Here is a 25,399-nt window from a genome sequence, read left to right as displayed (position 1 = left end):
TTCTGCGCCAAATCTTAGCCACTCACCGCACGAAACAGCTCTCAAGCAATACGTTCCTTCACGCACTCTATTAATGGAACCTTGTGACGGTTTAGCTTGTCTTTGAGTTTATGTAATCATTTTTGCTACTGTAGTGGCATACTAAATATCCCCCATTCAATCTCGATCCAAAGGAATTGAACAATGAGAGCCTTGCCGTTCTGCGCCATATCGCTCGCTATGCTATTGCAAGCGTGCTCCAACACATCATTGCCAAGTTTTACCTCAAAGACTCTCGCGACACTCGACAATCCAGAGACTATTCAGCCACAAAACTTTGTCTTACGCGGAGAATTAGTGGTCGGCAGCGAAGTGCAACGTTTTACTCCGTGCGGTAGCAATCAGCAGTACTGGCTTAATTTATCGGCCACTCAACTGCGTGACACTCAAGAAAAAAGTCGTCTACCTTATGAACCCCTATACGGGGAAATTGTTGGCACTCTACTCCCCCCTAACCCTAATGGATTTAATGGCGATTATGTCGCGCGGATTGCTGTACATAAAATCCAATCACTGAGCAGGAAAAGCGGTTCTTGTCAGCCAATGCAAGATCCTACACTCAACTGGAGCGGAACCTATTTTGCTCGTTCCACCGCACAGAGCGGATTTAGTGTCAGCTTGATTTTAGAGCCTGACCATAGCGCACAAACCCTCTATGAATATGCGAATGGCGATCCAGCCGTGGTTGAACAAGGCTACTGGCAACAGCTTAATTCGAATCAAATCCAAGTGGTGATGACTCGCCATCAGCGCCAATACTTAATATCAGAGCGTATTTTCACTCGTGAGGGAAATCAGCTTAAAGCGGACAAAGAGAAAGTAGGACAATCAATATATGATATCGCCGATGGTGGCCTAGTACTATTTGCCAGCGATGTATCAGACACGGATATCAAGCCGTGAGCTCAACTTGTCCTGCATGCGGGCTTAAATTTCAATGCCTCTGCTCCGAAGTCCCTAGCTTCCATGCGCCGTTTCAACTCTCGCTGCTCACTCACGATAATGAGTGGCAGCGCGAAACCAATACTGGGCGCTGGCTGGTGAAATCCATGGCCGAGTGCCAAGCCTATACATGGAGCCGAGTCGCGGCCAATACTGAGTTACAAGCGCGCCTCACCCAACCCAACGCTCGCTCGTTTCTGGTTTACCCATCCGAAGAGAGCGTGGAGTTAACCGATGCACTCCGCTCACTGAGCGAAGATGAGATCGCGCATTTTGTTGTGCTCGATGCCACTTGGCAGGAAGCGCGCAAAATGGAGCGTAAAAGCCCTTGGCTGGCCGATGTTCCGAGAGTTCACCTTACCACCGATCAAGTGTCAGCTTATAGGCTCAGGCGCAATCAACAGCCGGGCAATCTCTGCACCCTTGAGGTGGGATTAATGCTGCTGCGCCATTTCAACGCCGATGCTTCGGCCGAGATGTTAGAGCAGTTTTATCACTATTCGATGAACGCTTTTAAAGCCGACAAAAGCGGTCATCGCTGGATTGAACGATAAATATCAAGATGGTATGACGCGTCTATCCTGCGTTAACCCAAGCGTGAAGGTCGACCCAAGAAATAGCCTTGTAAATAATCCACCCCCATATCTTCACTGATGCGACAAACCGTCTGGTTATGGACAAACTCTGCCACGGTTTTCGCATTCAGTACCTGACACAATTTCACGAGCTGCTCGGCAATTCGGCGCTGCTTCACATCCTGATCAATATTGCGGATCAAGCTGCCATCGAGCTTAATCACCTGCGGTTCAAGCTTCACTATCTCATCAATATTGGAATAACCACTGCCAAAATCATCGACAATGATGGTCGCGCCCAGCGTGCGGAAATGGTTACACACTTCAATCATCCGCCCGTAATCTTTGATTTGCTCACTCTCCAACACTTCGAGCCCGACGCGAGCGGGATCGGCCACCGATTTGATTGCCGCTTCCAAATGCTGCAAGGTGCGCTCACTCATCAAATCTTGCGGTGAAAGATTGATCGAAAACGCTTCCGGGCGATGACGCATCATATTGAAGGTATGACTGATCATTTGCCGGCTTAAACGCGTGTAAAGATGCGTATCCGTGATAATAGGCAAGAAGTGCCCGGGCATCAGAATTTCACCCTCATCTTCAATCCGCACCAAGCATTCATAAGAGTTGATGATATGGCTACGCGCTTGGCAAATCGGCTGCGCGTAAACCACCACATCATCGCGTAACACTGCGCGGCTAACCCTTGAAAGCCAATTAAGTCTGTCCTGACGAATGCTGTCTTGCACTTTTAAACGTGCCGCATTACAAAAATGGTGGTTGTTGTTAAAAGCGTAGCGGCGCGCTTCGATAGCACGTAGCAGTAACTCATCCGGCGAATACTCAGAAAAATCCCCCTGACTGACTAATCCTGCACACAACGAGATCGACAGATAATCTACATTCGGCAAACCGTAGGGCTCGAAATTGACGTGCTCCAACCGCTCCACAAACTGATAGAAATGGCTATGAATACTTTTCCCGTCCAACTTGGCACGAAAAACCGTTGCCCACTCGCCGACCCCAATCGCATACAAACCGCTCTGCCCTGCCAATTTCTGATCCAAAAAGACCTGAAACTGTTCACTCAAATCACGAAGCAGCTTATCACCTACCGGATAACCGTACTTCTCATTGATCTGATTGAAATTGGTCACTTTCAGGGCGATTAGGTGCTCATTGGCCGCGAAATTCGCCAATCGTTCACGTAACACGACTCGATTGGGTAAACCGGTACGTCGGTCACGTCGGTAACTCGCGGTCAGTAATGAGGTTTGAGCGCGGATCTGCTGCGCCAAATTGTCCGTCATGGCATCCAAATCGTGAAACGCATGGCGGATCAAATTAAACAGAGGGGACGTCATCCCTTCCGGATAACTCGGCAAGGGAATTGGGATAAAATCGTCACGCACCGCCCCTTCACGTAAAGCAAGAAACGTCATGCTATGGTGCATCACTTGCTGCTGACCATGCTCATACAGCAGCTCTCCCCAACAGTAACAACCATCAGTCGGCACCACTGTCTGCAGCGGTTGTAATTCGTGATTCTCATGCATGAAGTTTAAACGCAGCGCACAGTTAAATACCCATACTTGTTGGCACTGCTTGGCTTGCAACTGCTGCGCGGTAAGATAAACCCGCTCTAGGGTTAAGCTCGGGTGATCAAAACAAAAGCGTACCTCATCTTGCAGCGCTAACGGGCGGTTAAATATGACCCCACCTCCATCCGCTAGCTCTAGCGGCAGATAGATATCTTGGTGGCGGCATTCTCCTTTCATCAGCGGAAAACTGATCAGCCAATCATGAGGTAAGTCAGCTTGTGCGCCCAAATTGCGCTGATAAATCGCCTCTATCGGCTCATCATCCAAACGTAAGACCCGATCCCCCTCCACGGCAGTCACCCGATAAGTGTGTCCCACAGGCTGCCATTCTGTGTACCCGCCAGTTTCGACATAAAGTGCTTCGCCATGCAGCGCAATGGCCACACTGGCGTTCTGGTAACAAGCCTCATCGAGCAAAACCCAGCGACCACTTGGGGTTTGTTTGGCGGCTCCACCAGCGACGGGCACTGGTGTACCTTGTGTGTCATGTAAAGCAAATCGCGCGGCTTGCAAGGTATCCATCTGCCAAGAAAAACACACCACCGCCCGAGAGGTGCTATTGAGCTCAAGCTGACGAGCTAAACGTTCGGCGTCGGCAATATCATCATCACTGTAATCAACCACAGCACGGCTAAGATAGGTTTGCTCAAACACGGTGATCTGCAGCAAAGTCACCTGATGGTGTACTTCACCTTGGAAAATCACCTCTTCGGTACTGCATCCAAGTAGGCAAGCTTGTGGGTAGTGGCTGCGGATGAGCCGCGCAAGCTGCACAACATGTTCGCGGCTCAAAGGAGAGAAAATTTGGACTAAGATCGATTGTCCATGAGGAAGAGCCATCGTATCGAGCACATGATTGGCCGATGCTAAATCTGGGATGAGACGCGAGACCGTAAACATAAAGAGCTGATAAGCCAGTGAAATGTTCAGGCATTATGCAATGCAATCGTTACCGCAGACTATACTCAATAACTATGCAATGTGATTTTTGTGACCCGATGCTATGCACCTAGTTAACTATCAAAAGTAATTCTGAGAGACGCTCGATCTCCACGTCGGGTAATACGCTCGCTTTGGTTAACCGACGAATAGTCTGCCCTTGATCGTTAAACCAGCAGGCTTGAAAACCATTTTGCCGCGCCCCTAGCACATCGGTTTGCAAATGATCCCCGACATGCAAGATTGAACGGGGGTCAAGCTGAAGCTGTTGTGCTGCTTTCGCAAAGAGATCAGGATAAGGCTTAGCACGGCCATCTGGCCCTGCACGCAGTACCGTTTGGAAATAGCCACTTAAGCCAATTTTTTCTACCTGTACATTGCCATTGGTGATCGCAATCAGCGGCACTTTAGCCGCCAACTCAGCCAACACCCGATGTGTTTCGGCAGGCACATCGACTTGATTACGCCAGCGCATCACTTGTTCGAGCGTCTCACTCGCCGCTTGCTTCGCTTGTGGCTGCGAATAACCCAATTCCAGTAAACCATGCTGCACCTGTAAATAACGCCATTGGCTCACATCATGGCACTGTTCCGGAAAGCGGCGTGCCATATCACGCTTCATTGTCTGCCACCAAGCCAAAGAGCGCGTTGCCGTAATGGGATGCTGACTTAACAACCACTCAGTAACTTTTTCCTCCACCTGTTTGATCACCGGACGGTTATCGTAAAGGGTATCGTCCAAATCAAACGTCAGTGCATGAATCGAAGTCAATGGGCGGTAAAACAGCATGCTTAATCATCCTTATTCTTTTTGCGCGCCCGAGGATGCGCTTGGTCATATACCTGTGCCAGATGTTGAAAATCGAGGTGGGTATAGATTTGCGTTGTCGCGATGTTCTCGTGCCCAAGCAGCTCCTGCACCGCACGCAGGTTATTGCTCGATTCCAGCATATGGGTGGCAAACGAGTGGCGCAGTTTATGTGGGCTGATATGACTGGCGACCGCCTGTTTTTGACCCCATTCGGCCATGCGTTTTTGCACACTACGATGTGAAATACGGGTGCCGAGTTTGGAAACAAACAGTGCCGTTTCTGCGCTATCCGCCAATTGACTGCGCAATTTGAGCCATTTACCGACCCACTCTTGTGCTTGTCCAGCAAACCACACCTTACGCTCTTTGTTGCCTTTACCGATGACGCGGATCTCACCTTCGCTTAGATTAACGTCTTTGACATCAATCGAAACTAGCTCAGCCAAACGCAAACCCGCGCCGTACATCAGCTCCATGATCGCCCGATCGCGAATCGAAAGCGGATCATCATCGGTCACTTCCAGTAACTGCGCCATTTCATCGACATCGAGGTTTTTCGGTAAAGTACGCTGCTTGCGTGGCGCAGAGACACCTTTCGCAGGGTTAGCCTGAAGCTCGCCACGTAAAATCAGAAAATCCAGGAAACTGCGTAGTGAAGACAAACGCGTCGCGATACTGCTGGCCTTCATCCCCTGCCTTTTCCCCTGCATCACCAATTGGCGCACCCAAGCCGCATCAAGCTGTGACCAGTTGGAGAGCCCAACCTGTACTAAGTACTGGGTCATGGTTTCCAACTGCTGCTTATAGTTGCGCTGGGTATACAGGCTCAACCCTTTTTCCGTATGCAGGTAGGCGTAAAAACGCTCTAACGGTTGAGCCAACGCATTAGGAAGCGGGGTGAGTTCGTCGTTCTTCATCGTGTGACTGCCAAGGTAATGTCTCGATCAGATGAGCTAAAATTAACGCCATATGACGTAAAAACAAGGTATCCATACTCGGCTGAAAGTGGCCGCCATCTTCACTGGCAAAAGCCAAAATACCCAGCGGCGTTTGATGCTGCAAAGGCAAAACCACATACGACCCCATCTCTGGCGCAGGTCTATCCCCCAGCAGACGTTGCCGATCCGCTTGGCGTAAGCGACCTAAATAAGCCGATTTGCCATTAAAATGATTAGTCGCAAAACGCTGCCAATCCTCACTAACCAAACCATATTTCTCATCATGGCGCTGTAACAGGAGTATATACGCTCGCAAATTAAGTTCACGCGCTTTGGCTTCAATCGCATGCAGCACCGCTTGCAGCGACGAACACTTTAGCATCTGCTCTTGCAGATCCATAAACTCGTGGAAAGTACGATCGTTATTCGCCGCGAGCGACATCAAGGCCGTGATCTCCTCTTCGAGATCGTCAATCCGCTGGCGCTGACGCGCTAACTGTACATGAGCGAGAGATACCGCCCCCGCTTGAGTGGGTAAAGCCAAACGTTCAACCAAATGCGCATGATGCTGAAAAAAATCGGGATGTTCATAAAGATACTCTGCCACCACTTGGGCAGTCAGAGCATCCGCCGTTACCTGAGACAAAATTGAACCTCAATTAGCAAGAGATTTGACCATCGTAGATGTGAGTAGCAGGGCCCGTCATATACAGCGGTTTGCCGGGGCCTTGCCATTGGATTTCCAGTTCGCCACCGGGAAGATGGACACGAACTTGCTCATCCAGTAAACCTTGCAAAATGCCTACCGCAACCGCGGCGCACGCGCCACTGCCACAAGCTTGAGTTTCGCCCGCACCACGTTCATACACACGCAAATTGATCTCATCACGGCTCACGACCTGCATAAAACCAGCGTTGACGCGCTCAGGGAAACGCTCGTGCGATTCCAAAAGCGGCCCTAAGGTTTCTACCGCAGCAGTGCGAATATCTTCCACCACAGTCACTACATGCGGGTTGCCCATACTCACCGCGCCGCAAAACAAGGTGTGTTCACCGACACGCAGAATATAGGTTTTTTCGCTCTGTTTAGCGCGAAATGGGATCTTGTTCGGCTCAAACTCCGGCACACCCATGTTCACGGTGATCAGATCTTCCTCTTCCACATTGAGCACCATTTTGCCTTTCTTGGTACTGACATGGATGGTGTACTTGTTGGTTAACCCTTTCATGCGAACAAAACGGGCAAAACAGCGCGCACCATTGCCACATTGCTCCACTTCGCTACCATCGGCATTGAAAATGCGGTAATGGAAATCCGATTCTGGATCGTAAGGTGCTTCAACCACCAACAATTGGTCAAAGCCAACTCCAGTATGGCGATCCGCCAGACGACGGATCAATTCCGGAGAGAAGAAGACGTTTTGGGTAATACAGTCCACGACCATAAAGTCGTTGCCCAAACCGTGCATTTTAGAAAAATGGAAATGCATAGAAGATAACTTTACTCCGGTAATACCGATTCTAACGCCCACAAGCTGCTAAGCTCTTCACGCTGACGCACCAAATAGGTTTTATTGCCATCAACCATGACTTCAGCCACTCGCGGACGGGTATTGTAATTCGACGACATGGTAAACCCATACGCACCTGAAGAGCGCACCGCCAGTAAATCCCCCTCTTGCAACACTAAGTCGCGATCTTTACCTAGGAAATCACTGGTTTCACACACCGGGCCAACCAAATCGTAGGTTTGTGCTTCGCCTTGGCGCGGACGCAGTGGAATGATGTCTTGCCACGCTTGGTATAGCGCCGGACGAATCAGATCGTTCATCGCCGCATCAATGATCGCGAAGTTTTTGTGCTCGGTGTGTTTGAGAAACTCCACCTTAGTCACCAATACTCCCGCGTTAGCCGCAATCGCGCGTCCCGGTTCAAAAATCAGCTCTAAATCGCGGTGGCGCTCTAGGCGGTCCAGCAATGCTTTGGCATATTCCGAAGGCTGTGGAGGCAGTTCATCACGATAAACCACCCCTAAACCACCGCCGACATCCAAGTGGCGGATATGAATGCCTTCCGCTTTCAGCGAATCAATCAGTGCCAGTAAACGGTCAGTCGCATCAATAAACGGTGCGAGAGCGGTTAGCTGTGAGCCGATATGGCAATCAATACCATGTACATCGAGGTTGGGTAAGCTGTGCGCTAAGCGATACACCTGCGCTGCGCGGTCAAAGGTGATACCAAATTTGTTATCACGCAGGCCCGTTGAAATGTAAGGGTGAGTTTTGGCATCCACATCAGGATTGATGCGCAGTGAAATCGGCGCTTTAACACCAAGCTCGCCAGCCACTTTATTCAGGCGCTGCAGCTCAGGCTCCGATTCCACGTTAAAGCATTTGATCTTCAATTGCAGGGCGCGCTTCATCTCAGCTTCGGTTTTACCCACACCAGAGAATACCACCTTGCTTGGGTCACCACCGGCGGCCAATACACGCTCTAATTCGCCAACGGAGACGATATCAAAACCGGAACCCAAACGAGCTAAAGTATTCAATACCCCTAAGTTAGAGTTGGCTTTCACCGCATAACAAATTAGGTGAGGATAATCACCGACTGATTTATCAAACGCGTGCCAATGGCGCTCAAGTGTCGCTCTTGAGTAAACATAAAGCGGTGTACCATACTGGTTTGCCAAATCGGCGAGTGGAACTTGCTCAGCCCACAACTGACCATCTTCCTGATAATTGAAGTAATCCAAAATGCTTTCCCTTTTATTCTTAGTAGCGTGATTTACTGACTTTGCTCACTTTGTTTTGCATCATCAGGCATATACAGTGGCCCAGTTTGCCCGCATCCCGCTAACGCGAGAGCCGACAACAAAAACAGTGCAGTGAATTTCTTTTTCATTTTGCATATCGTGCTTATTGAATCAATGCCCCCTATAATCGCACCACGATTAGGAAAAGCAATAGGATAGATAGGATGAACGAAACTGAATTTCATCAACTCGTCGATAGCCAGCTAGAGCGTATAGAGGCCGCGATTGATGAGGCCGGCGCGGATATCGACTACGAAACGTCAGGCAATGTGATGACACTCGAGTTTGATGACGGCAGCCAAATCATCATTAACCGCCAAGAGCCGATGCGTGAAATCTGGCTAGCCTCCAAATCAGGTGGCTACCATTTCAAATCGATTGATGGCGAATGGATCTGTTCAAAAACCGGGCTTGAGCTGCTCACTCTGCTCAAGCAAGAGTGTGATAAGCACGCCGATGAGCCGATTGATTGGGTTTAAGCACGAAAGTCGCTTAGGCATGCTGTCGCTGACGCATAATAAAAAAGAGCACGATTGTGCTCTTTTTTATTGATAAGGATTTAGAAAACCTGAGACGTCAAACGAGTTAGGCATTGACCACTTGCGAAGGCTTGGAATACACAGCGCTGTCGTTACGGTACGGCACCACGTACGTTTCTCCCTCTTCTGGGTGGATGATTTGGTAATACTGCGGCAAGTTAAAATTGATGCTTTTCGCGCCGAGTTTACTGCTGTCATCCAACATCGAGGTGTAGAAGCTGTTGACGCTGGCAATCATTTCGTCTTTTTCGCCATTAAACTGGTGATAGACTTCAACACGGTTGGCCTCATCAAGCACATAGATGTTGAAACCTTTCTCGGTATCTTCAAAGAAGAACTGCACCAAACCTTCACTGGCAAAACTATCCACCACCGCTGGCAATGGGTAATCTTGATCGCGATCGAGCATCAGTAAAGGCGAGCCCTTGAGCTTATTGGTTGAGATGCTGCGATAGAAATCGACCGAGTTCTCCAACTTCTGAACCGAAACACCACGACGTTCAAAGAACAAACCATACATCTGATCGCCCATGCGCAGCGCTTTGAAACGACGACGTTTCTCTTGCTCCATCGGCTTGAGGCGCAAATCGATACACTCAGCCAACAGTTGATAAACCAAGTTACGCATCACACCACGCAAGTTTTTGCTGTAGCAGAACACATCCACCGATTCTGGCGGCAGCGCATCCTGATGCATTTTTCCAAGCACGGTTTTCAACGCATCAAGCATGGCCGTCTGGCCTTCAAAATGCAGGGTACGCACTTCTTGCCACGAGTTGCGATACACCAAATCGACACTGCCGACTAAGCATTTCTGCTCAGCACCAAAACTAAAAATATCGATATTTTTCAGGTCGACTTTCAGCGCTTTCCCACTCAATTCACTGGTTGGGTCGTGCTCAAAATTGATGAACATGGCAAGCTGGCTAATCTCACAAGGATTAGCGAGCGCTTGCATAGTAGGGCGACGCTTACGCAGCGAAAAGGTATTACGCAGATCGCTGACCATTTGGTAGAACTTGTCGATGTCCAGCTGCGCTTCACGCACCACCGCATGCAATCGAGTCGACTCAGTGATCAGGCCATTAAAAAAGGCCCACGCCACCAATTTACTCAAGTATTCGTTGTGCTCAAGATACGGCTGACCAATCAAGCGCTGCGCCTGTAGCGGCTGCTTGTAGAGATACCAACCGGGCTTATTGGTGCGTCCAGCACAAACCTCAATAAAACTTAAATCGGGCTCATGCAGGTCTGGGGAAATTTGTGGATTGAGCAGTGTGACTTTCCCCGGCAGCACTTCAAACGCCGCGTACAGTTTACGCGCCAAAATCGAGATATCTTGTGGGCTAATGGCAGAGGTGATGTCATTACGACGCGCAAACTGGATCAGGTTACGATAGCTGAGCATCAAGGCATCAAGCAGTGCGTGGTGCACGACCTTCACTTGCTCGACTTTCCAGTTACGACGGTTATCGAGCTCGGCAATCAAGTCTGCGCTCCATTGCCATTCGCTAGTCAGTTCCCGTAACGCTTCACGACGCCAAGGCATCGAGCCGACGCCCGGCTCACGCGACAACTTCTCATGGGTTTTGAGATAGAAACAGCGGCGCACTAAATCAAGGCGTGTGCTATCACCAATTCGCACCAAATAGCGCGTCACTTTCTCTAACATCTGATAGTAAGAGTCCATGCCGTACAGATCCGGTTCATCGGCAAAGAAACGGCGTTTGCTGTCGATACTCAACAGTTGAGTGTGCGGGTACTCCCACGAATAGGCTTCAAGCAAAATGGCTTTGAGTACCGATTTATAAGGCGAGTCAATGCTCTTATACAGTTGCCACAAGTTCGCGCCAAAGTACTCTTCAGCCGGAATGCGGTTTAACTTGCCAAAATCGATCCACTCATTGCAGTTCAAATACCCATTTGAACAGAGCTCATGAACATATTCGTCGTAGCACTCTTCCATTTCTGGTGGCACGATTTGCCACAGCAGTCGCTTGCCCGCTAAGCGCACCGCAGAGCGGTAAAACTCATCCAATAACAATAAATGCTGTGATGAACCACAGTTTTCACCGCTTAACGCTTCGGAATGGTTATGGCGAAAACGCTCTTCATTCATGATGAAGAAATTGGCTTCAACACCCTGACTTTTCGCCCAATCGGTAATGAGCAGACATTTGCTGGAGAGGTTATCGCGCGCCTCACAACTCATGTGAGCAGAGACACAGACCCAAATATCCAGATCGCTCGATGTGCTTTGACCGATCGATGAGGTGCTGCCCATCGTATACAAGCCTAAAATCGCCGGATTGTCAGCTGACGTTAACGGCTCGCCGAGCGTCAACTGCGCATCATCGATAAATTGCTGCTGGATAGGATTGGCTTCAAACAGATGGATACCGAAAGGCGTATCAGCAGAAAAATAACCGGGGATCAGGGGATGATTAAATTGAAATAGTGCGGGAATGAGGTGGAAAACACGTTGACTTTGCAAATCCATAAGAGCCAGCGCACGTTCAATACGTTGCCGGTTTAACTTATCAAGTCTATGGATTAAGGTCTGAGTATAAGCCTGCAAGTTTGCTTCCCTGATATGACAGATAAAAGCCGCTTTTTGGTTATGTTTTACGCGACCATGCCAACAAAACGTGATCAATCTAACACTTCTTTCCGGTTTGGTAAAGCGCTCTTGGAAGCACATCACACCAAACTAAACACTTATCAACACAAAACAGCATAAATGATTACAGTGTTGTTGCAAATTGCCGTTTTGTAAGTATCGCCAAGATAATAAATGCGAGTCGAATCACACAATCAAGCAGGAAAACGACATTCTTCTGCGCAAAATCGTTCCGACTCGAACTAGTTGTAAGCATTTTAAGCCCCAAGTGATAGGATTAGGCGATTTTAAAACAGATGGATAGGAACATCATAATGACCGAGACGCCGATTCGCATTGCAACCCGCCAGAGTCCACTGGCTTTGTGGCAAGCCAACTATGTTAAAGACGCCTTAATGGCAGCCCACCCCGGACTGCAGGTGGAGTTGGTGACTATGGTCACGCGCGGCGATGTGATTCTGGATACTCCACTGGCTAAAGTGGGCGGTAAAGGCTTATTCGTGAAAGAGCTGGAAATTGCCATGCTCGAAGGGCGCGCCGATTTAGCTGTGCATTCAATGAAAGATGTTCCGGTCGATTTCCCTGACGGTCTAGGCTTAGTCACCATCTGCGAACGAGAAGATCCGCGTGATGCGTTTGTCTCAAATACCTACGCCAAGATTGAAGATCTGCCCTCGGGCGCTATCGTCGGTACCTGCAGTTTACGCCGCCAATGCCAACTCAAAGCAGCACGGCCAGATTTAGTGATTAAAGAGCTGCGCGGCAACGTGGGGACTCGCCTAAGTAAGCTTGATGCGGGCGAATACGATGCCATCATTTTAGCGGCAGCAGGCCTAAAACGCCTTGAGCTCGAAAGCCGTATTCGTAGCTTTATTGAACCGGAACAGTCCCTACCTGCAGTTGGCCAAGGTGCCGTTGGTATTGAATGTCGCGTGAATGATCAACGCGTGCGCGCCCTACTCGCACCTCTTAACCATGCAGATACCGCCGATCGTGTGCGCTGCGAACGCGCGATGAATCTCACATTACAAGGTGGTTGTCAGGTGCCGATTGGTAGCTATGCACTGCTGGAGGGTGACCATATTTGGCTACGCGCTCTTGTGGGTGAACCCGATGGTTCGCAAATCGTGCGCGGCGAAATTCGCGGACCTCGCACACAAGCTGAGCAACTTGGCATCACGCTGGCTGAGCAACTGCTTAGCCAAGGAGCCAAAGAGATCTTGGAGCGTCTCTACTGTGACCATGAATAATGATGACCACGAATAATGGTAAGCCTATGTCCGCACGCATAGACTGATTGCTTATCTCGCATTGATTGAGGGTGTTATGACAGTACTGGTCACTCGTCCTGATGAACAAGGCGCAGAGCTGTGCCAACTGCTGCACCAGCAGGGCATCCCCGCCCTGCACCATCCGCTGATCGCCATCTCTGCCAGCCCTCAACTTGCTGCGCTGGCAGAAGATTTATCTTCATTCGATATCATCATTGCCGTCAGTCAACATGCCGTCATCTTCAGTGACCAATTTCTGCAACATCGCCGAATTTGTTGGCCAAATAACGCTATTTACCTTGCCGTTGGTCAAAAAACCGCGCATGTTTTCAGCAAAGCCTGCCAACAATCAGTAGACTATCCAGAAATAAGCGATAGTGAACATCTGCTGGCACTCAGTATGCTGCGGGATGTTGCAGGTAAGAAGGTATTGATCTTACGTGGTAATGGTGGTCGTGAGCTGATTTATTCCACCTTAGTGGAAAGAGGAGCGACTGTGCGCTATCAAGAAGCGTATTGTCGACATGAGCGGCCTTTTGCCGCCGCCGAGTGTGTCCAAAAATGGCAGTTGGCGAAGGTCGACTCACTGGTGATCACCAGCAGTGAGCAGTTGGCTTTTTTTATCCGTCAGTTCGAGACATCACACTTGCCATGGGTACAGCAGTTAACTTTGCTCGTACCCAGCCAACGGATTGCCACTCTCGCCCATCAACTAGGATTTCATCGCATCGTGGTCACGCTAAGTCCTGCTAATCGCGATTTAGTCGCGGCATTGATGCCCGAAAAACCAACAGGAACTCTGAGCAATGACCAACAACAATAAACCGCAACAAGAACCTGAAACCACAGTAAACCCAAGCTCGGCAGCGGTGACTCCCCCGACCGCGCCCGACAAACAAGATAGCCCAGCGCCAAACCAACCTGCGACCAAGAAAACCTTGGACAGCACACCAACTCAAACTCCGCCGCCGCAACCAAACTCGCAAGGGAAAAAGTTGGCAAGCGTGGCGCTTTTGCTGGTGTTAGCGCTCGGCGCAGGTTTTGCCTATGTGCATCAGCAGCAAAAAAGTGAATTTAACAACCAGTTGCAAGCCGTACGCGCAGAGCTGAAACAAACTCGTGATACGCTCAATGCGCAGTTGGAACAAACGGTATCGAAAGCCACGTCACAAGCCACTGAGATTACTCATCGCGCAGAAACCGTGCTGGAACAGCAACAAAAAAGTATTGAAAGCTTGCAGCTCGCCGTGGCGGATATTAAAGGCCGTCGCCCGAATGATTGGCTACTTGCAGAAGCGGATTACTTGGTCAAGCTCGCGGGTCGCAAGCTGTTTCTTGAGCACGATGTGGAAACCGCAACTCAACTGATGGAAAGTGCCGATCAGCGCATCGCTGCGCTTAATGACCCTAGCCTCACGCCGCTGCGTAAAGCGATGGCCAATGACATCACTACCCTGAAAAATATCCCGCTCATTGACCGCGATGGCTTAGTGCTGCGCCTCATCAGCTTGCAACAGCAGATCGATAACTTACCGCTGGCCAATGCCATCTTGCCTGCCGATCAGCCACAAACAAGCCAAGCGGTATCAGAAAACATCGATGACTGGCAAACCAACCTGAAAAATTCGCTCAAAGCGTTTGCCGATAACTTCATCACTTTCCGCTCACGTGATGGCAATGTGATCCCACTTCTCTCTCCTACTCAGCATTTTTATTTGCGAGAAAATCTGCAAGCCAAGTTAGAAACGGCGATCAAAGGGGTGTACACGGAACAACAAACACTCTATCGCACCGCTCTCGACACAGCCGCCCAGTGGTCAACATCGTTCTTCAATCCAGACGATAAAGCCGTACAAAGCTTTAACGCAGCGTTGGCCCAGCTCGCCGAGCAGCAAGTGCAAGTGGAATACCCCGTTAAATTACAGGCTCAGCAACAGCTCGCCGATGTGATCAACGAACGCTTGCGCCGCAGTGTTTCACCACTGACCACGGGGGCTGAGCAATGATTCGTCTCATATTCCTCTTTGTTGTCTTAGGACTTGGCCTGTTTGTGGGAACGCAATACGCTGGCCAACAAGGCTATGTGCTGATCTCGATCGCCAATCGCACCATTGAAATGAGTGTCACCACTTTAGTGATTTTTATCATTGGAGCATTGGCAGCCCTGTTCGCTCTAGAGTTTTTGGTGAAAAAAATCCTCTACACCAGCTTTCACACTTGGAACTGGTTTAGCGTGCGTAAGCAGCGTCGCTCACGCCGTTATACCAATGAAGGGATCATCAAACTGCTGGAAGGCGATTGGACACAAGCCGAGAAGAAAGTGACTCGTTGGGCCAATCACCACGATATGCCGCTGCTTTGCTATCTTGTCGCTTCAGAAGCCGCCAATGGTATGGGCGATCGAGCTAAGCGCGATCATTACTTAGCGCTGGCCGCTCAGCAAAATAACTCGACTTTGGCGGTGGAGCTGACACGCGCCAAACAACAACTGGGTGATGGCGATAACCAAGCGGCCCTAGAAACCTTAACTCAACTGCAGCGCAATCACCCGCACAATACGGTGGTGCTCAACTTGCTCAAGCAGTGTTATCAAGCCCTTGGCGAGTGGCAACCACTGCTGGCCTTGCTACCCAAACTGGTCAAAGCGAAGCATTTGACGAATGAGGAAGCGCAGCAACTGGAAATCACCGCTCAGCGTGGCATTTTGCAAGACATTGCCAGCCAAAAAGGCAGTGAAGGCTTGATACAGCATTGGGCTCACTTATCACGTAAACTGAAAACGGAGCCAGAACTTTTGATGTGCTTTATCACTCAGCTGATTCAACGCAAAGCTGACTATGAGGCCTTCTCAATGATCAAAGAGAGCTTGAAGAAACAAGCGACTCCTGAGATGTACGCGCTACTGCCGGAACTCAATATCAGCGATCGCCATCCCCTGATTGCCTTGCTGCAAGAAGCGCTGCGTCGTGATGGCAATAATGCCGAAGCACATAGCGCTTTGGGTCAACTGTATCTGCGTGAGAAACATTGGGCTGATGCGCAGAAACATCTCGAAAAAGCGCTGTCACTGCGCTCTAGCGTCTCCGACTATGCCTATTTGGCTGATGCACTGGAAAAGCAGAATTTCACGCGTGCCGCGCACGATGTTTCTCGTAAAGCGCTTTCTTTGCTGGAATCACCTTCCGCTCAGTCATCCTGAATTTAAGTCAGAGCACAAACAACAAGACCACCGCATGCGGTGGCCTTGTTGTTGAATGCGGTCTTAAATGACTCGCGAGAACTGCTGCTGACGCGCCCGCTCACGCAAGTATTTATCAAAACACATACAGATGTTGCGAATTAACAAACGCCCACGCAGCGTCACTTCAATCATGCGTTCATCCACCGTCACCAACCCATCGTCGATAAAGGTTTGTAGCAGAGCTAAATCTTGGCGGAAGTAGTGATTGAAACGCAGATTAAACTCACGCTCAATCGCTGTTTTATCAAGCTTGAAATTACAAATCAGCTGCTTAATCACTTCACGGCGCAGTAAATCATCCTTATCCAGTGCCACACCTTTCCACAAGGCATGACGCATCTCATTGACTTGCGCATAGTATTTTTTCAGCTCTTTCTGGTTTTGTGCATAGGCATCACCCACCATGGAAATCGCCGAAACCCCAAAGCCGACTAAGTCACACTCACCTTGGGTGGTATAGCCTTGGAAGTTACGGTGCAAAATACCACTGCGCTGAGCAATCGCTAGCTCATCATCCGGCAAGGCAAAGTGATCCATACCGATGAACTGATACCCCGCGCCTGTTAGCGTGGTGATTGTCTGCTGTAAAATCGCCAGTTTTTCTTCGGCGGCAGGTAAATCGGCTTCTTTAATTTTGCGCTGCGCTGCGAACAGTTGCGGCATGTGCGCGTAGTTAAATACCGACAAACGCCCCGGTTGCATGGTCAGCACTTGTTGCAACGTCTGGGCAAAGGTTGCTGCGGTTTGCTTAGGTAAGCCGTAAATGAGGTCAAGGTTGGTCGAACGAAAACCCAGCTGTTTAGCGCGCTCAACCAGATCAAAAATGAACTGCTCATCTTGCTCACGGTTAACCAGCTTCTGCACTTCTTTATTGAAATCCTGCACCCCGATGCTGACTCGGTTAAAGCCTTCTTGGCGCAGGTGATCAAGCACCTCTAACTGGATTTCACGCGGATCGATTTCAATACTGATCTCCGCCTCATCGGTGAAGTGAAACTCGCTACGCAGCAGCGTCATCAAACGACTGATTTGAGCGTTGGTCAAGAACGTCGGCGTACCACCACCGAAGTGGAGTTGAGTGACGTTTCTTCCGATTAATAGTGAGGCGCGTTGACGAATTTCATGCTCAAGCACATCAAGGTACTCATCCGCTTTGTGCGAATGACGAGTGATCACCTTGTTACAACCACAGTAGTAACAAAGCTTATGGCAAAACGGGATATGAATGTACAGCGATAATGGTCGCTCTGGGTACTGAGTACAGGCCATATCAAAGTCAGCGATGGTAAAGGCTTCATGGAACTCAACCGCAGTCGGGTATGAAGTGTAACGCGGACCGGAGTAGTTGTACTTATCCAGAATGGCCTGATCCCATACGATCTGTTGGCTGGGTACGACATACGACGACATAATGAATCTTTCCGTTTTGCTCAATTCTTGACGGGCTATTCTGCCACACGACATTGACGAACGTCGGGCGGCAGTACAGGATCTGGCAACAAAATATTCGATTCTGCTAGCGCGATCACTCCCCCTTTCGGGTTAGTTTCACACCATCTGAATCGCGATTTGATTATTCAGCGGCTGAATGCGCTGCTTGAGTGCGGTGAGTTCGACAATGATTGCATCTTGCAGACGACTTTCTGCTTTGGTGCGCTCCAGATTCTGTTTCATCCGCTCTTGCTTGGGGAGTGGTTGGCGCGCTTCGCCACGCGGCATATTTTTCACCACATGGTACAGCTCGCTGATGGCGGGATACTCTTGTTCAAAATTGATGCGCTGCTCACCTTGTACGTAATCCATAATGCAATAGACGCGGATACTGATTTCAGAGAGATCACACTGCCCCTGAATCCCCGCCATACAAAGGATATTAACGCTGTCAAAGATGTTGGCGTTACGCTTTTCAATCGCTAACTGTTGCTGTTGCCGCTGTAGCGCCTGCTGCTTTTTCACTTGCCACAGCAAGTAAGCTGCATAGCTGGCCAATGCCACGATAATGGCACCGCCCACACTAGCCAGTAGCATCCCGTTCATCACCGCTCCTTAATCTTGGTACTTATCCACATCCAGCTGCTCAAACTCAGACAATAGATCGTCTTCAGTTTTGCGCTTTTTAGTCGGTTTTGACTGTGGTGCCGGCGCTAGCTCTGGTTCATCGTCGAGCAAGCCCAACTGCTCCATCAGCACTTCAATGCGATCCAGCTTCTCATCCACATATTTCTGCAAGCCAATCCCGAGCTTCTCGCCGTTGTCGAGTCGGTCGAGCAGCACGTTGAGTTGCGCGTCTTTCTCTAGCATTGCTAGCTCTTGCTCAGCCGCCAGTTTGCGATCTTGCTTATTGAGCTTCTTCGGCTCTGCCACAATCAATGGAATCGGCTTTTTGCTCCCCAAACGCGGATCGCGCTTTTGCGCCGCTTGACGCACTTGGCTTTCACTGCCTTCTGAATGGCGGCTGCCTGACTTTAAGCCTTTACGCTTTTTCAGTTTTTTACGCAGGCGGCTTTCCAATTCGGATTCGCTGCGTGTACGTACCACGACCAGTTGATCGTTACTGTTGGTACCCGGTTTTCTCGATTTTTTTGAGCGACTCATTACTGGGTTTTCCTCAGTAAAATTACATCATTACCAATAAATTCAAGTTCGAGCTGATCCCGCTCCGCCAGATACTGAAACGTAGCACGACTAAAAAAGATCACATGGGTGAGATCATTCTTGTAGTGCCAACCAGCAAACGCGTCTAAGTCTTTGACCATTTTTGTCATCAGACCAATCCAGCCGCCTGGCTTAACTAAATTTAACCATTGCTGCCACACTCGGTGCGGATCGTGCAGATGCTCAATCACCTCGGTCGCAGTCATAAAATCATATTGACGGTTCAACACTTGCGTATCTGGATGATAGAAGATGTCGTACAACGCCATGCTGTGTCCCGCCTCTTCTAACATGAGAGACAAGGTTGGACCCGGCCCACAGCCAAAATCTAGCCCTTGTGATTGGGGAGGCACTCTCTCAAGCATAGGAGAACAGACGCGTGATAAAAAGCGTCGATAGCCCTCATCACTCGGAATGTTCTGATGCAAGTCATAGAAGCCCTTTTCGCGCTCCGCACTTAAGCGTTGCTCAGGATTCACATATACCAGTTCGCACTGCTGACATTGAAAATAGTCGCGCTGCTTATCAGCAAAATACGCTTGGCTATTTTCACTGTGACATAACGGGCATAGATGCATGCTGACCTCCTCCAACGGGATGCGCAACATACCAGAAACTGCCTTGAGAGTGGAGTGTAAAAGGCGATTTTCTCATCAGCCTAAACAAAAAACGCTGAATTGTTCGATGCGTTACCCCAAAAGAGGTGGGCAAGCCATAAAAGCAACAGCCCTAGTAAGGTCACTAGGGCTGTTTAGTCATCTTTGCTCGTTTTGCCTAATTAGTGTAGGCCACCTACGTATTTGGATAGGATATCGATATCCGCATCGGTCAGCTTATGTGCCACATCACGCATCATTTCGTTCATATCGTTCGCACGAGTGCCGGAACGGAACTTTTCTAGCTGCGCTTTAATGTAGTCAGCATGCTGGCCTGAAATTTTTGGAAAGCCTGATAACTCCGTACCATTACCGCGCGGACCATGACACGCAATACAAGCGGTCAACCCACGTGATGCATCCCCAGCGGTATAAAGTACTTTACCTTGGGCCACGACATCTTCCGGTGTAGTATTGCCAGAGATAGGCATAGAGGCATAGTATGCTGCCAAGTCAGCGATATCTTCATCGCTCAGTGGCATCGCCATTGCACTCATCACAGGATCATAACGGCCCTGTTTTCCGCCGCTGGAAGCACCCAATTTCAGTTCCTTGAGTTGTTTCTCAAGATACTTCTGATGTTGCCCTGCCAGTGAAGGGTAAATGGTTAATGGGCTGTTGCCGTCTGCACCGTGGCAGGCAGCACAGGTTAGAGATTTGGCTTTACCAGCTTCGATACTACCTTGGGCCCATACAGAGCAGCTGGCTAAAACACTCAAGATTAGCGCTAATTTCTTCATGACATTCCATTTATAATTATCAAGCTTCCAGTACCACTCTGGGGTACCTCTCATGGTACAATAGGCGACCTTATGCCGAGCACGGTTATTTTACACAATTTCACAAAAAAGTAATCAATCGACTACACAAAGTCGAGATGGAGTTAACACAGTGAGCGTAAAAATTCATTACCAAAACACGCATTTCATTACCAGTGCGCCTGATATTCGCCATCTTCCTGAAGATGAAGGTATCGAAATTGCGTTTGCAGGACGCTCTAACGCTGGTAAGTCAAGTTCCCTTAATCGCCTGACCAACCAGAAAAATCTGGCCAAAACCAGTAAGACTCCGGGTCGTACTCAGTTGATTAACCTTTTTAAAGTAGCAGACGGCTGTCATATCGTCGATTTACCCGGATATGGCTTTGCTCAAGTCCCGCTAGAGATGAAACTCAAGTGGCAGCGAGCCCTTGGTGAATACTTACAAAAGCGCCAAAGCCTAAAAGGCTTAGTGGTACTGATGGATATTCGTCATCCGATGAAAGACCTCGATCAGCAACTGATCATCTGGGCGGTGGAGTGCGGAATTCCAGTACAAGTGATGCTGACTAAAGCGGATAAGCTAAAAAGTGGCGCTCGTAAAGCGCAAGTGTTAAAAGTACGTGAAGATGCACAAAAATTTGGTGGTGATGTGGCCGTTGATGCTTTCTCTTCATTAAGCGGAATTGGTGTCGATACTCTGCGCGCCAAACTGGATGAGTGGTACGCCCCGATGTTGGCAGCTCTTGCCGAACAAGAAGAAGGCGAGCAGCCTGAATCTTCTACCGACCAATAGTCTTAACACTATGCCACGACAAACCTCGCTCATGCGGGGTTTTTTATTACCACAATTCAGAGATGTCACTCAGGGCTGTCGATGGTAAGCCAACAAATATGAGGGAAAGCAACAAAATCCCCACCATCCTGGTGGGGCAACGGGAGAGAAAACGGTTTTTATTGTTATGGCCCAAGCATTTCGCAAACGCGGCTCTTTTTCAAGTCGGCACAAAACGCTCAAGATCAGATGACTCAAGATAGCTTAACCCTTGCTGCTCTTGGCTTTCAGCATCGTTCGAAGGTCTAAATGCTGTGTTTTAGAGACTTGATTTCTCGTTAGAAATAATAAAAGTGTGAATGGTGTTTAGTTACAGAATGGAGTGTTTTTGTCGAATCAATCCGCTTAAAGTACATAAGTGACCGACCACAAAATGGGCAGAGATATAGGCTAAAAGTAGAGCTGAAAACGCGGAATAACGCCCAATAAAAAACGCCCCAGTCAAATGGTGACTGGGGCGGCTGAATCAGCCTAATCCAATAACGTGAAACAAAAGGTCTGAAAGATAGAACATCTTACCTCTGTACCCTACGCGAGCTAATGTACAACAATTGGTCAGAATTGAAAATATTTTTTGTAGTTTTTTTTCATTAAATTTTAGTTAAAAAACATAACTGTCTGAGCTAGGTAACCTTTTTTTAGTGATAAAAAAAGCCAGCGAACGTGCGCTGGCTCATGCATTTCTTCGGTTTCGCTGAAAAATCGAGCTAGTGTGCCTGATCCCAGTTGTCGCCGTGACCAGCTTCGGCCACTAAAGGCACTGCAAGCTCGGCCGCTGACTCCATCAGCTGTTGTACTTTACTTTCAATTTCGGATAAAGATGACTCTTTAACTTCAAAGACCAATTCATCGTGTACTTGCATCAGTAATTTGACTCGGCCATCGCCTTCTCGCTCAATCCACTCATCCACCAACAACATGGCTTTTTTGATGATGTCTGCCGCGGTGCCTTGCATCGGTGCGTTGATCGCTGCCCGCTCAGCCGCTTTGCGGCGCATAGCGTTACGTGAGGTAATTTCCGGCAAGTGTAAGCGACGACCGAAGATGGTTTCGACATAACCCAATTGTGCAGCACGGCTACGCGTATCTTCCATGTACTGCATCACGCCGGGATAACGCTCGAAGTATTTATCCATATACTCTTGTGCTTCACCGCGTGGAATACCGAGCTGTTTTGCCAGACCAAACGCACTCATGCCGTAGATCAAACCAAAGTTCACCGCTTTCGCTCGACGACGCTGCTCACTGCTCACTTGATCAATCGGCACACCAATGATTTCTGCCGCTGTCGCCGCATGGATATCTTTCCCATCACGGAAAGCATCCAATAACGCCTGATCGCCCGACAGGTGCGCCATGATACGCAGCTCAATTTGCGAGTAGTCGACCGCCATGATTTTCCAACCGTGCGGAGCAACAAACGCTTGGCGAATACGGCGCCCTTCCTCATTACGCACAGGGATGTTTTGTAGGTTAGGATCTGTCGATGAAAGACGCCCCGTTGCCGTGACAGCTTGATGGTAAGAAGTATGTACACGCCCTGTATTGGGGTTAATCATCTTCGGCAGCTTATCGGTATAGGTCGATTTGAGTTTGGCCAGACCGCGGTACTCAATCAGAACCTTGGGCAGTGGGTAATCCAAAGCCAGCTCTTGCAACACTTCTTCATTGGTTGAAGGGGTACCGGATGGCGTTTTTTGCAAGACAGGCAGTTTCATTTGCTCAAACAAAATGGTTTGTAGCTGCTTCGGCGAGCTTAAGTTGAACGGCTGACCTGCCAACTCATAAGCTTTTTGTTCTAATTGATCTAAACGTAACGCAATTTCTTGCGATTGGGCACTGAGCAGCATGTCGTCGATCATCACGCCCGTACGTTCAATGCGTGATAGCACAGGTACCAGTGGCATTTCGATTTCGCGATACACTTGCTCAAGCTTAGGGTCTTGCTCAATCAACGGATGAATACGCTGATGCAGACGCAACGTCACATCCGCATCTTCTGCCGCGTATTGTGCCGCTTCTTCTAAAGCGATTTGGTTAAAGGTGAGCTGGTTCTTACCCTTACCTGCCACTTGTTCAAACGAGATACAGCTGTGCTGTAAAAAACGCAGCGCTAAACTATCCATATCATGTTTGCCGCCCACGCTGTTATAGACGTAGGATTGCAGCATAGTGTCGTGGCGAATACCACGCAGCTCAACGCCGTAGCGCGCCATCACGCTCGCATCGTATTTGAGGTTTTGGCCCACTTTGGCTTTGCTTTCATCTTCAAGCAGAGGTTTCAGCTGGGCAATCACCCAGTCGCGCTCCAACTGCTGCGGCGCATCCAGATAATCGTGCGCAACTGGCAGATAAGCCGCTTCACCTTCGGCAACTGCAAACGACATTCCCACCAAATTGGCGACCATGTAATCAAGGTTGTCGGTTTCCGTATCAAAGGCAAACAGCTCGGCTTGTTTTAACTTCTCTAACCAAAGCTGGAAGTCTTGCTCGTTTAGGATGGTTTGATACTGGCTACGATCGATGTGGGCCGCTGGGCTTTCAGGAATCGCAGCCGCATGACTTGCTGCGGTTGACACAGTAACTGAAGAGGTTTTCGTTTGCTCGTCCGCCGTCACAACACCTGTACCACCATCAAGCAATTCGGTCAGCCAAGATTTAAAGGCGAGCTTACCGTAGAGCGACATCAACGCATCTCGATCTGGCGTTTGCTTTAGCAGGGTTTGCGGAGACTCCTCAAGCTCGACATCACATTTGATGGTGGCGAGTTGATAAGAGAGCTTGGCATTATCGCGGTTCTCTTCCAGCTTTTGTGCCATGGTTTTTGAGCCACGGAAGCCTAAAGCAGCGATTTTATCGAGGTTGGCGTACAGCGCTTCTAAGCCGCCAATCCCTTGCAAAAGTGCGGTCGCGGTTTTTTCACCCACCCCAGGTACGCCGGGAATGTTATCCACTTTATCGCCCATCAAGGCGAGGTAGTCGATAATAAGCTCTGGCGGGATACCGAATTTTTCAATCACACCTTCCCGATCCAGCACGACGTTGGTCATGGTATTGATCAGGGTAATATTATCATCCACCAACTGCGCCATATCTTTATCGCCGGTACTGATCAAAACAGGCATACCAGCTTGTGAGGCTTGCCGCGCCAGCGTACCAATCACATCGTCTGCTTCTACACCTTCAATCGCCAACAGCGGTAAACCCATAGCGCGAATAACTTGGTGTAAAGGTTCAACCTGACAGCGCAACTCATCTGGCATAGGTGGACGATGCGCCTTGTATTGATCGTACATCTCATCACGGAAGGTTTTTCCCTTGGCATCAAAAATCACCGCCATACGATCCGAAGCGAACTGGCGCATCATGCTGCGAATCATGTTTACCACACCATAGATGGCGTTGGTTGGGATTTCACCATTACTCATGGTGCCCGGGTAAGCATGAAATGCGCGATAAAGGTAAGAGGAGCCGTCGATCAAAATCAATGGATTGTCAGGTATATGAGCCATAGAAGGATTATCCAAACGTAAGTAAATGAGCCTAGGATGCCACGACTACTGCTTGGATTCCATGTTGTTACCGATTTTGGCTCATTCAGGGGATATCCGATCCACTTACGCAACCTAGAATTCTGTGGATAACTCTGTTTATAGATTTATTTACGTCGATTTAAAACCGATAAATTTACTGCATGATTAATTTTTAAGTTAATGTTTTTAAACAATAAAAAAAAGGATCGACTGAAAATAAAATGATCTTTTGCGGATCGTAAATTGTGGAAAAGACACTCGCTGCCCTTTTGCTCACTCTGCTTACGTGATGGATTGACCAGTGGATGAGTGCAGTGAAACTTCATACTTGTCCACTCGTTGCTGGGATAATATTAAGCTTCAGTGGATAACTTCATGGGCGAGAGCCACAAAAAGAAAAAGCGACACCCGAAGATGTCGCCTAGCAAACAAGGTCAAAGCCAATTTTTTGATTCGCTTTACCAAAAAGCTAAAAATTACACTGGAAGCAATGTGAGCAATGTCGTGTCAAAAAGAACCTGCTCAAGTTCGGCCGTTTCGCTACCGCACATCGATGACTCGATAAAGGGTGACTTAACGTCCTGGTTAACCTTCACTTGTTCCCTAAGACATGGTTAATAATAATGGTTCT

22 protein-coding genes and 1 pseudogene are annotated in these 25,399 nt (G+C 49.0%); 8 read left to right on the top strand and 15 right to left on the bottom strand.

The window, feature by feature from the left end:
• Positions 1 to 183: 183 nt before the first annotated feature.
• Positions 184 to 939, top strand: a pseudogene (locus tag R4537_RS05970) (COG3650 family protein); the annotation flags it as partial.
• The gene (locus tag R4537_RS05965) at positions 939 to 1,535 is read left to right on the top strand and encodes a tRNA-uridine aminocarboxypropyltransferase (protein ID WP_071178023.1); all 597 of its coding nucleotides are present in this window, start codon (positions 939 to 941) and stop codon (positions 1,533 to 1,535) included. The pseudogene R4537_RS05970 and the gene R4537_RS05965, both read left to right, overlap by 1 nt.
• A gap of 32 nt (positions 1,536 to 1,567) precedes the next feature.
• On the opposite strand, the gene cdpA is transcribed toward R4537_RS05965, so the two are convergent.
• The 7 genes from cdpA to lptM all read right to left on the bottom strand — a co-directional run bounded on the left by cdpA (position 1,568) and on the right by lptM (position 8,749).
• A complete protein-coding gene (gene cdpA / locus R4537_RS05960) occupies positions 1,568 to 4,057 on the bottom strand; it encodes a cyclic di-GMP phosphodiesterase CdpA (RefSeq protein ID WP_071178022.1) in 2,490 nt (829 codons plus the stop codon).
• A gap of 109 nt (positions 4,058 to 4,166) precedes the next feature.
• The gene (gene yigB, locus R4537_RS05955; protein ID WP_071178021.1) at positions 4,167 to 4,886 is read right to left on the bottom strand and encodes a 5-amino-6-(5-phospho-D-ribitylamino)uracil phosphatase YigB; all 720 of its coding nucleotides are present in this window, start codon (positions 4,884 to 4,886) and stop codon (positions 4,167 to 4,169) included.
• 2 nt (positions 4,887 to 4,888) lie between these two features.
• A complete protein-coding gene (gene xerC, locus R4537_RS05950) occupies positions 4,889 to 5,824 on the bottom strand; it encodes a tyrosine recombinase XerC (RefSeq protein ID WP_071178020.1) in 936 nt (311 codons plus the stop codon).
• Positions 5,793 to 6,491, bottom strand: coding sequence for a DUF484 family protein (locus R4537_RS05945; RefSeq protein ID WP_071178019.1), 699 nt, complete (start codon positions 6,489 to 6,491; stop codon positions 5,793 to 5,795). The genes xerC and R4537_RS05945 overlap by 32 nt, the downstream gene beginning before the upstream one ends.
• Positions 6,492 to 6,504: 13 nt before the next feature.
• Positions 6,505 to 7,335: a diaminopimelate epimerase gene (gene dapF / locus R4537_RS05940; protein WP_071178018.1), complete on the bottom strand. Its 831-nt coding sequence runs from the start codon at positions 7,333 to 7,335 to the stop codon at positions 6,505 to 6,507.
• 11 nt (positions 7,336 to 7,346) lie between these two features.
• Positions 7,347 to 8,600, bottom strand: coding sequence for a diaminopimelate decarboxylase (lysA, locus tag R4537_RS05935; protein WP_000384387.1), 1,254 nt, complete (start codon positions 8,598 to 8,600; stop codon positions 7,347 to 7,349).
• Positions 8,601 to 8,632: 32 nt separating this feature from the next.
• Positions 8,633 to 8,749 (bottom strand): LPS translocon maturation chaperone LptM, encoded by a 117-nt coding sequence (lptM, locus tag R4537_RS18700; protein ID WP_000726424.1) that lies wholly within the window; start codon positions 8,747 to 8,749, stop codon positions 8,633 to 8,635.
• A gap of 75 nt (positions 8,750 to 8,824) precedes the next feature.
• Here lptM and cyaY point away from each other — a divergent pair, with 75 nt between their 5' ends.
• Positions 8,825 to 9,139: an iron donor protein CyaY gene (gene cyaY, locus R4537_RS05925; protein WP_001005953.1), complete on the top strand. Its 315-nt coding sequence runs from the start codon at positions 8,825 to 8,827 to the stop codon at positions 9,137 to 9,139.
• A gap of 106 nt (positions 9,140 to 9,245) precedes the next feature.
• On the opposite strand, the gene R4537_RS05920 is transcribed toward cyaY, so the two are convergent.
• On the bottom strand, positions 9,246 to 11,777 hold the full coding sequence (locus R4537_RS05920; protein ID WP_071178017.1) for a class I adenylate cyclase: 2,532 nt from the start codon (positions 11,775 to 11,777) through the stop codon (positions 9,246 to 9,248).
• A 356-nt stretch (positions 11,778 to 12,133) separates the two neighbouring features.
• Here R4537_RS05920 and hemC point away from each other — a divergent pair, with 356 nt between their 5' ends.
• The 4 genes from hemC to R4537_RS05900 all read left to right on the top strand — a co-directional run bounded on the left by hemC (position 12,134) and on the right by R4537_RS05900 (position 16,289).
• The gene (gene hemC, locus R4537_RS05915; RefSeq protein ID WP_000141020.1) at positions 12,134 to 13,069 is read left to right on the top strand and encodes a hydroxymethylbilane synthase; all 936 of its coding nucleotides are present in this window, start codon (positions 12,134 to 12,136) and stop codon (positions 13,067 to 13,069) included.
• 76 nt (positions 13,070 to 13,145) lie between these two features.
• Complete coding sequence (locus R4537_RS05910) at positions 13,146 to 13,913, top strand: uroporphyrinogen-III synthase (protein WP_071178016.1); 768 nt, start codon at positions 13,146 to 13,148, stop codon at positions 13,911 to 13,913.
• Complete coding sequence (locus tag R4537_RS05905) at positions 13,897 to 15,096, top strand: uroporphyrinogen-III C-methyltransferase (protein WP_071178015.1); 1,200 nt, start codon at positions 13,897 to 13,899, stop codon at positions 15,094 to 15,096. Before R4537_RS05910 ends, R4537_RS05905 begins: the two co-directional genes overlap by 17 nt.
• Positions 15,093 to 16,289 (top strand): heme biosynthesis protein HemY, encoded by a 1,197-nt coding sequence (locus R4537_RS05900; RefSeq protein WP_071178014.1) that lies wholly within the window; start codon positions 15,093 to 15,095, stop codon positions 16,287 to 16,289. The genes R4537_RS05905 and R4537_RS05900 overlap by 4 nt, the downstream gene beginning before the upstream one ends.
• 63 nt (positions 16,290 to 16,352) lie before the next feature.
• Here the strand turns inward: R4537_RS05900 and hemN are convergent, their stop codons facing one another.
• From hemN to R4537_RS05875, 5 genes are all read right to left on the bottom strand, one after another.
• On the bottom strand, positions 16,353 to 17,741 hold the full coding sequence (hemN, locus tag R4537_RS05895; protein ID WP_071178013.1) for an oxygen-independent coproporphyrinogen III oxidase: 1,389 nt from the start codon (positions 17,739 to 17,741) through the stop codon (positions 16,353 to 16,355).
• A gap of 138 nt (positions 17,742 to 17,879) precedes the next feature.
• On the bottom strand, positions 17,880 to 18,368 hold the full coding sequence (locus R4537_RS05890) for a DUF2489 domain-containing protein (protein ID WP_071178012.1): 489 nt from the start codon (positions 18,366 to 18,368) through the stop codon (positions 17,880 to 17,882).
• 9 nt (positions 18,369 to 18,377) lie between these two features.
• On the bottom strand, positions 18,378 to 18,926 hold the full coding sequence (gene yihI, locus R4537_RS05885; RefSeq protein ID WP_032480618.1) for a Der GTPase-activating protein YihI: 549 nt from the start codon (positions 18,924 to 18,926) through the stop codon (positions 18,378 to 18,380).
• Positions 18,926 to 19,564 carry a class I SAM-dependent methyltransferase gene (locus R4537_RS05880; protein WP_000549852.1) on the bottom strand — a complete coding sequence of 213 codons (639 nt, stop codon included), beginning with the start codon at positions 19,562 to 19,564 and terminating at the stop codon, positions 18,926 to 18,928. Before R4537_RS05880 ends, yihI begins: the two co-directional genes overlap by 1 nt.
• Positions 19,565 to 19,764: 200 nt before the next feature.
• The gene (locus tag R4537_RS05875) at positions 19,765 to 20,382 is read right to left on the bottom strand and encodes a c-type cytochrome (RefSeq protein ID WP_000731846.1); all 618 of its coding nucleotides are present in this window, start codon (positions 20,380 to 20,382) and stop codon (positions 19,765 to 19,767) included.
• Positions 20,383 to 20,533: 151 nt separating this feature from the next.
• On the opposite strand from R4537_RS05875, the gene yihA reads away from it, so the two are divergent.
• Complete coding sequence (yihA, locus tag R4537_RS05870; protein WP_071178011.1) at positions 20,534 to 21,196, top strand: ribosome biogenesis GTP-binding protein YihA/YsxC; 663 nt, start codon at positions 20,534 to 20,536, stop codon at positions 21,194 to 21,196.
• Between the two features lie 505 nt (positions 21,197 to 21,701).
• Here yihA and spfP read toward each other — a convergent pair.
• Both spfP and polA read right to left on the bottom strand, forming a co-directional pair.
• Positions 21,702 to 21,749, bottom strand: a complete 48-nt coding sequence (gene spfP, locus R4537_RS18725; protein WP_438356636.1) for a small protein SpfP — start codon at positions 21,747 to 21,749, stop codon at positions 21,702 to 21,704.
• 193 nt (positions 21,750 to 21,942) lie between these two features.
• On the bottom strand, positions 21,943 to 24,747 hold the full coding sequence (gene polA / locus R4537_RS05865; RefSeq protein ID WP_071178010.1) for a DNA polymerase I: 2,805 nt from the start codon (positions 24,745 to 24,747) through the stop codon (positions 21,943 to 21,945).
• Positions 24,748 to 25,399: the final 652 nt, after the last annotated feature.

It is taken from the genome of Vibrio paracholerae (assembly GCF_037672085.1).
GTDB classification, from domain to species: Bacteria; Pseudomonadota; Gammaproteobacteria; order Enterobacterales; family Vibrionaceae; genus Vibrio; species Vibrio cholerae.
This window is presented reverse-complemented; position numbering and strand designations above follow the sequence as displayed.

Bases quoted from the DNA above. Each gene is read 5' to 3' on its own strand.
- R4537_RS05890 (WP_071178012.1), bottom strand. From the start codon at position 18,368: ATGAACGGGATGCTACTGGCTAGTGTGGGCGGTGCCATTATCGTGGCA.
- R4537_RS05880 (WP_000549852.1), bottom strand. From the start codon at position 19,564: ATGCATCTATGCCCGTTATGTCACAGTGAAAATAGCCAAGCGTATTTT.
- cdpA (WP_071178022.1), bottom strand. From the start codon at position 4,057: ATGTTTACGGTCTCGCGTCTCATCCCAGATTTAGCATCGGCCAATCAT.
- yigB (WP_071178021.1), bottom strand. From the start codon at position 4,886: ATGCTGTTTTACCGCCCATTGACTTCGATTCATGCACTGACGTTTGAT.
- polA (WP_071178010.1), bottom strand. From the start codon at position 24,747: ATGGCTCATATACCTGACAATCCATTGATTTTGATCGACGGCTCCTCT.
- R4537_RS05905 (WP_071178015.1), top strand. From the start codon at position 13,897: ATGACCAACAACAATAAACCGCAACAAGAACCTGAAACCACAGTAAAC.
- R4537_RS05900 (WP_071178014.1), top strand. From the start codon at position 15,093: ATGATTCGTCTCATATTCCTCTTTGTTGTCTTAGGACTTGGCCTGTTT.
- yihI (WP_032480618.1), bottom strand. From the start codon at position 18,926: ATGAGTCGCTCAAAAAAATCGAGAAAACCGGGTACCAACAGTAACGAT.
- dapF (WP_071178018.1), bottom strand. From the start codon at position 7,335: ATGCATTTCCATTTTTCTAAAATGCACGGTTTGGGCAACGACTTTATG.
- lptM (WP_000726424.1), bottom strand. From the start codon at position 8,749: ATGAAAAAGAAATTCACTGCACTGTTTTTGTTGTCGGCTCTCGCGTTA.
- R4537_RS05875 (WP_000731846.1), bottom strand. From the start codon at position 20,382: ATGAAGAAATTAGCGCTAATCTTGAGTGTTTTAGCCAGCTGCTCTGTA.
- xerC (WP_071178020.1), bottom strand. From the start codon at position 5,824: ATGAAGAACGACGAACTCACCCCGCTTCCTAATGCGTTGGCTCAACCG.
- hemN (WP_071178013.1), bottom strand. From the start codon at position 17,741: ATGTCGTCGTATGTCGTACCCAGCCAACAGATCGTATGGGATCAGGCC.
- R4537_RS05910 (WP_071178016.1), top strand. From the start codon at position 13,146: ATGACAGTACTGGTCACTCGTCCTGATGAACAAGGCGCAGAGCTGTGC.
- hemC (WP_000141020.1), top strand. From the start codon at position 12,134: ATGACCGAGACGCCGATTCGCATTGCAACCCGCCAGAGTCCACTGGCT.
- cyaY (WP_001005953.1), top strand. From the start codon at position 8,825: ATGAACGAAACTGAATTTCATCAACTCGTCGATAGCCAGCTAGAGCGT.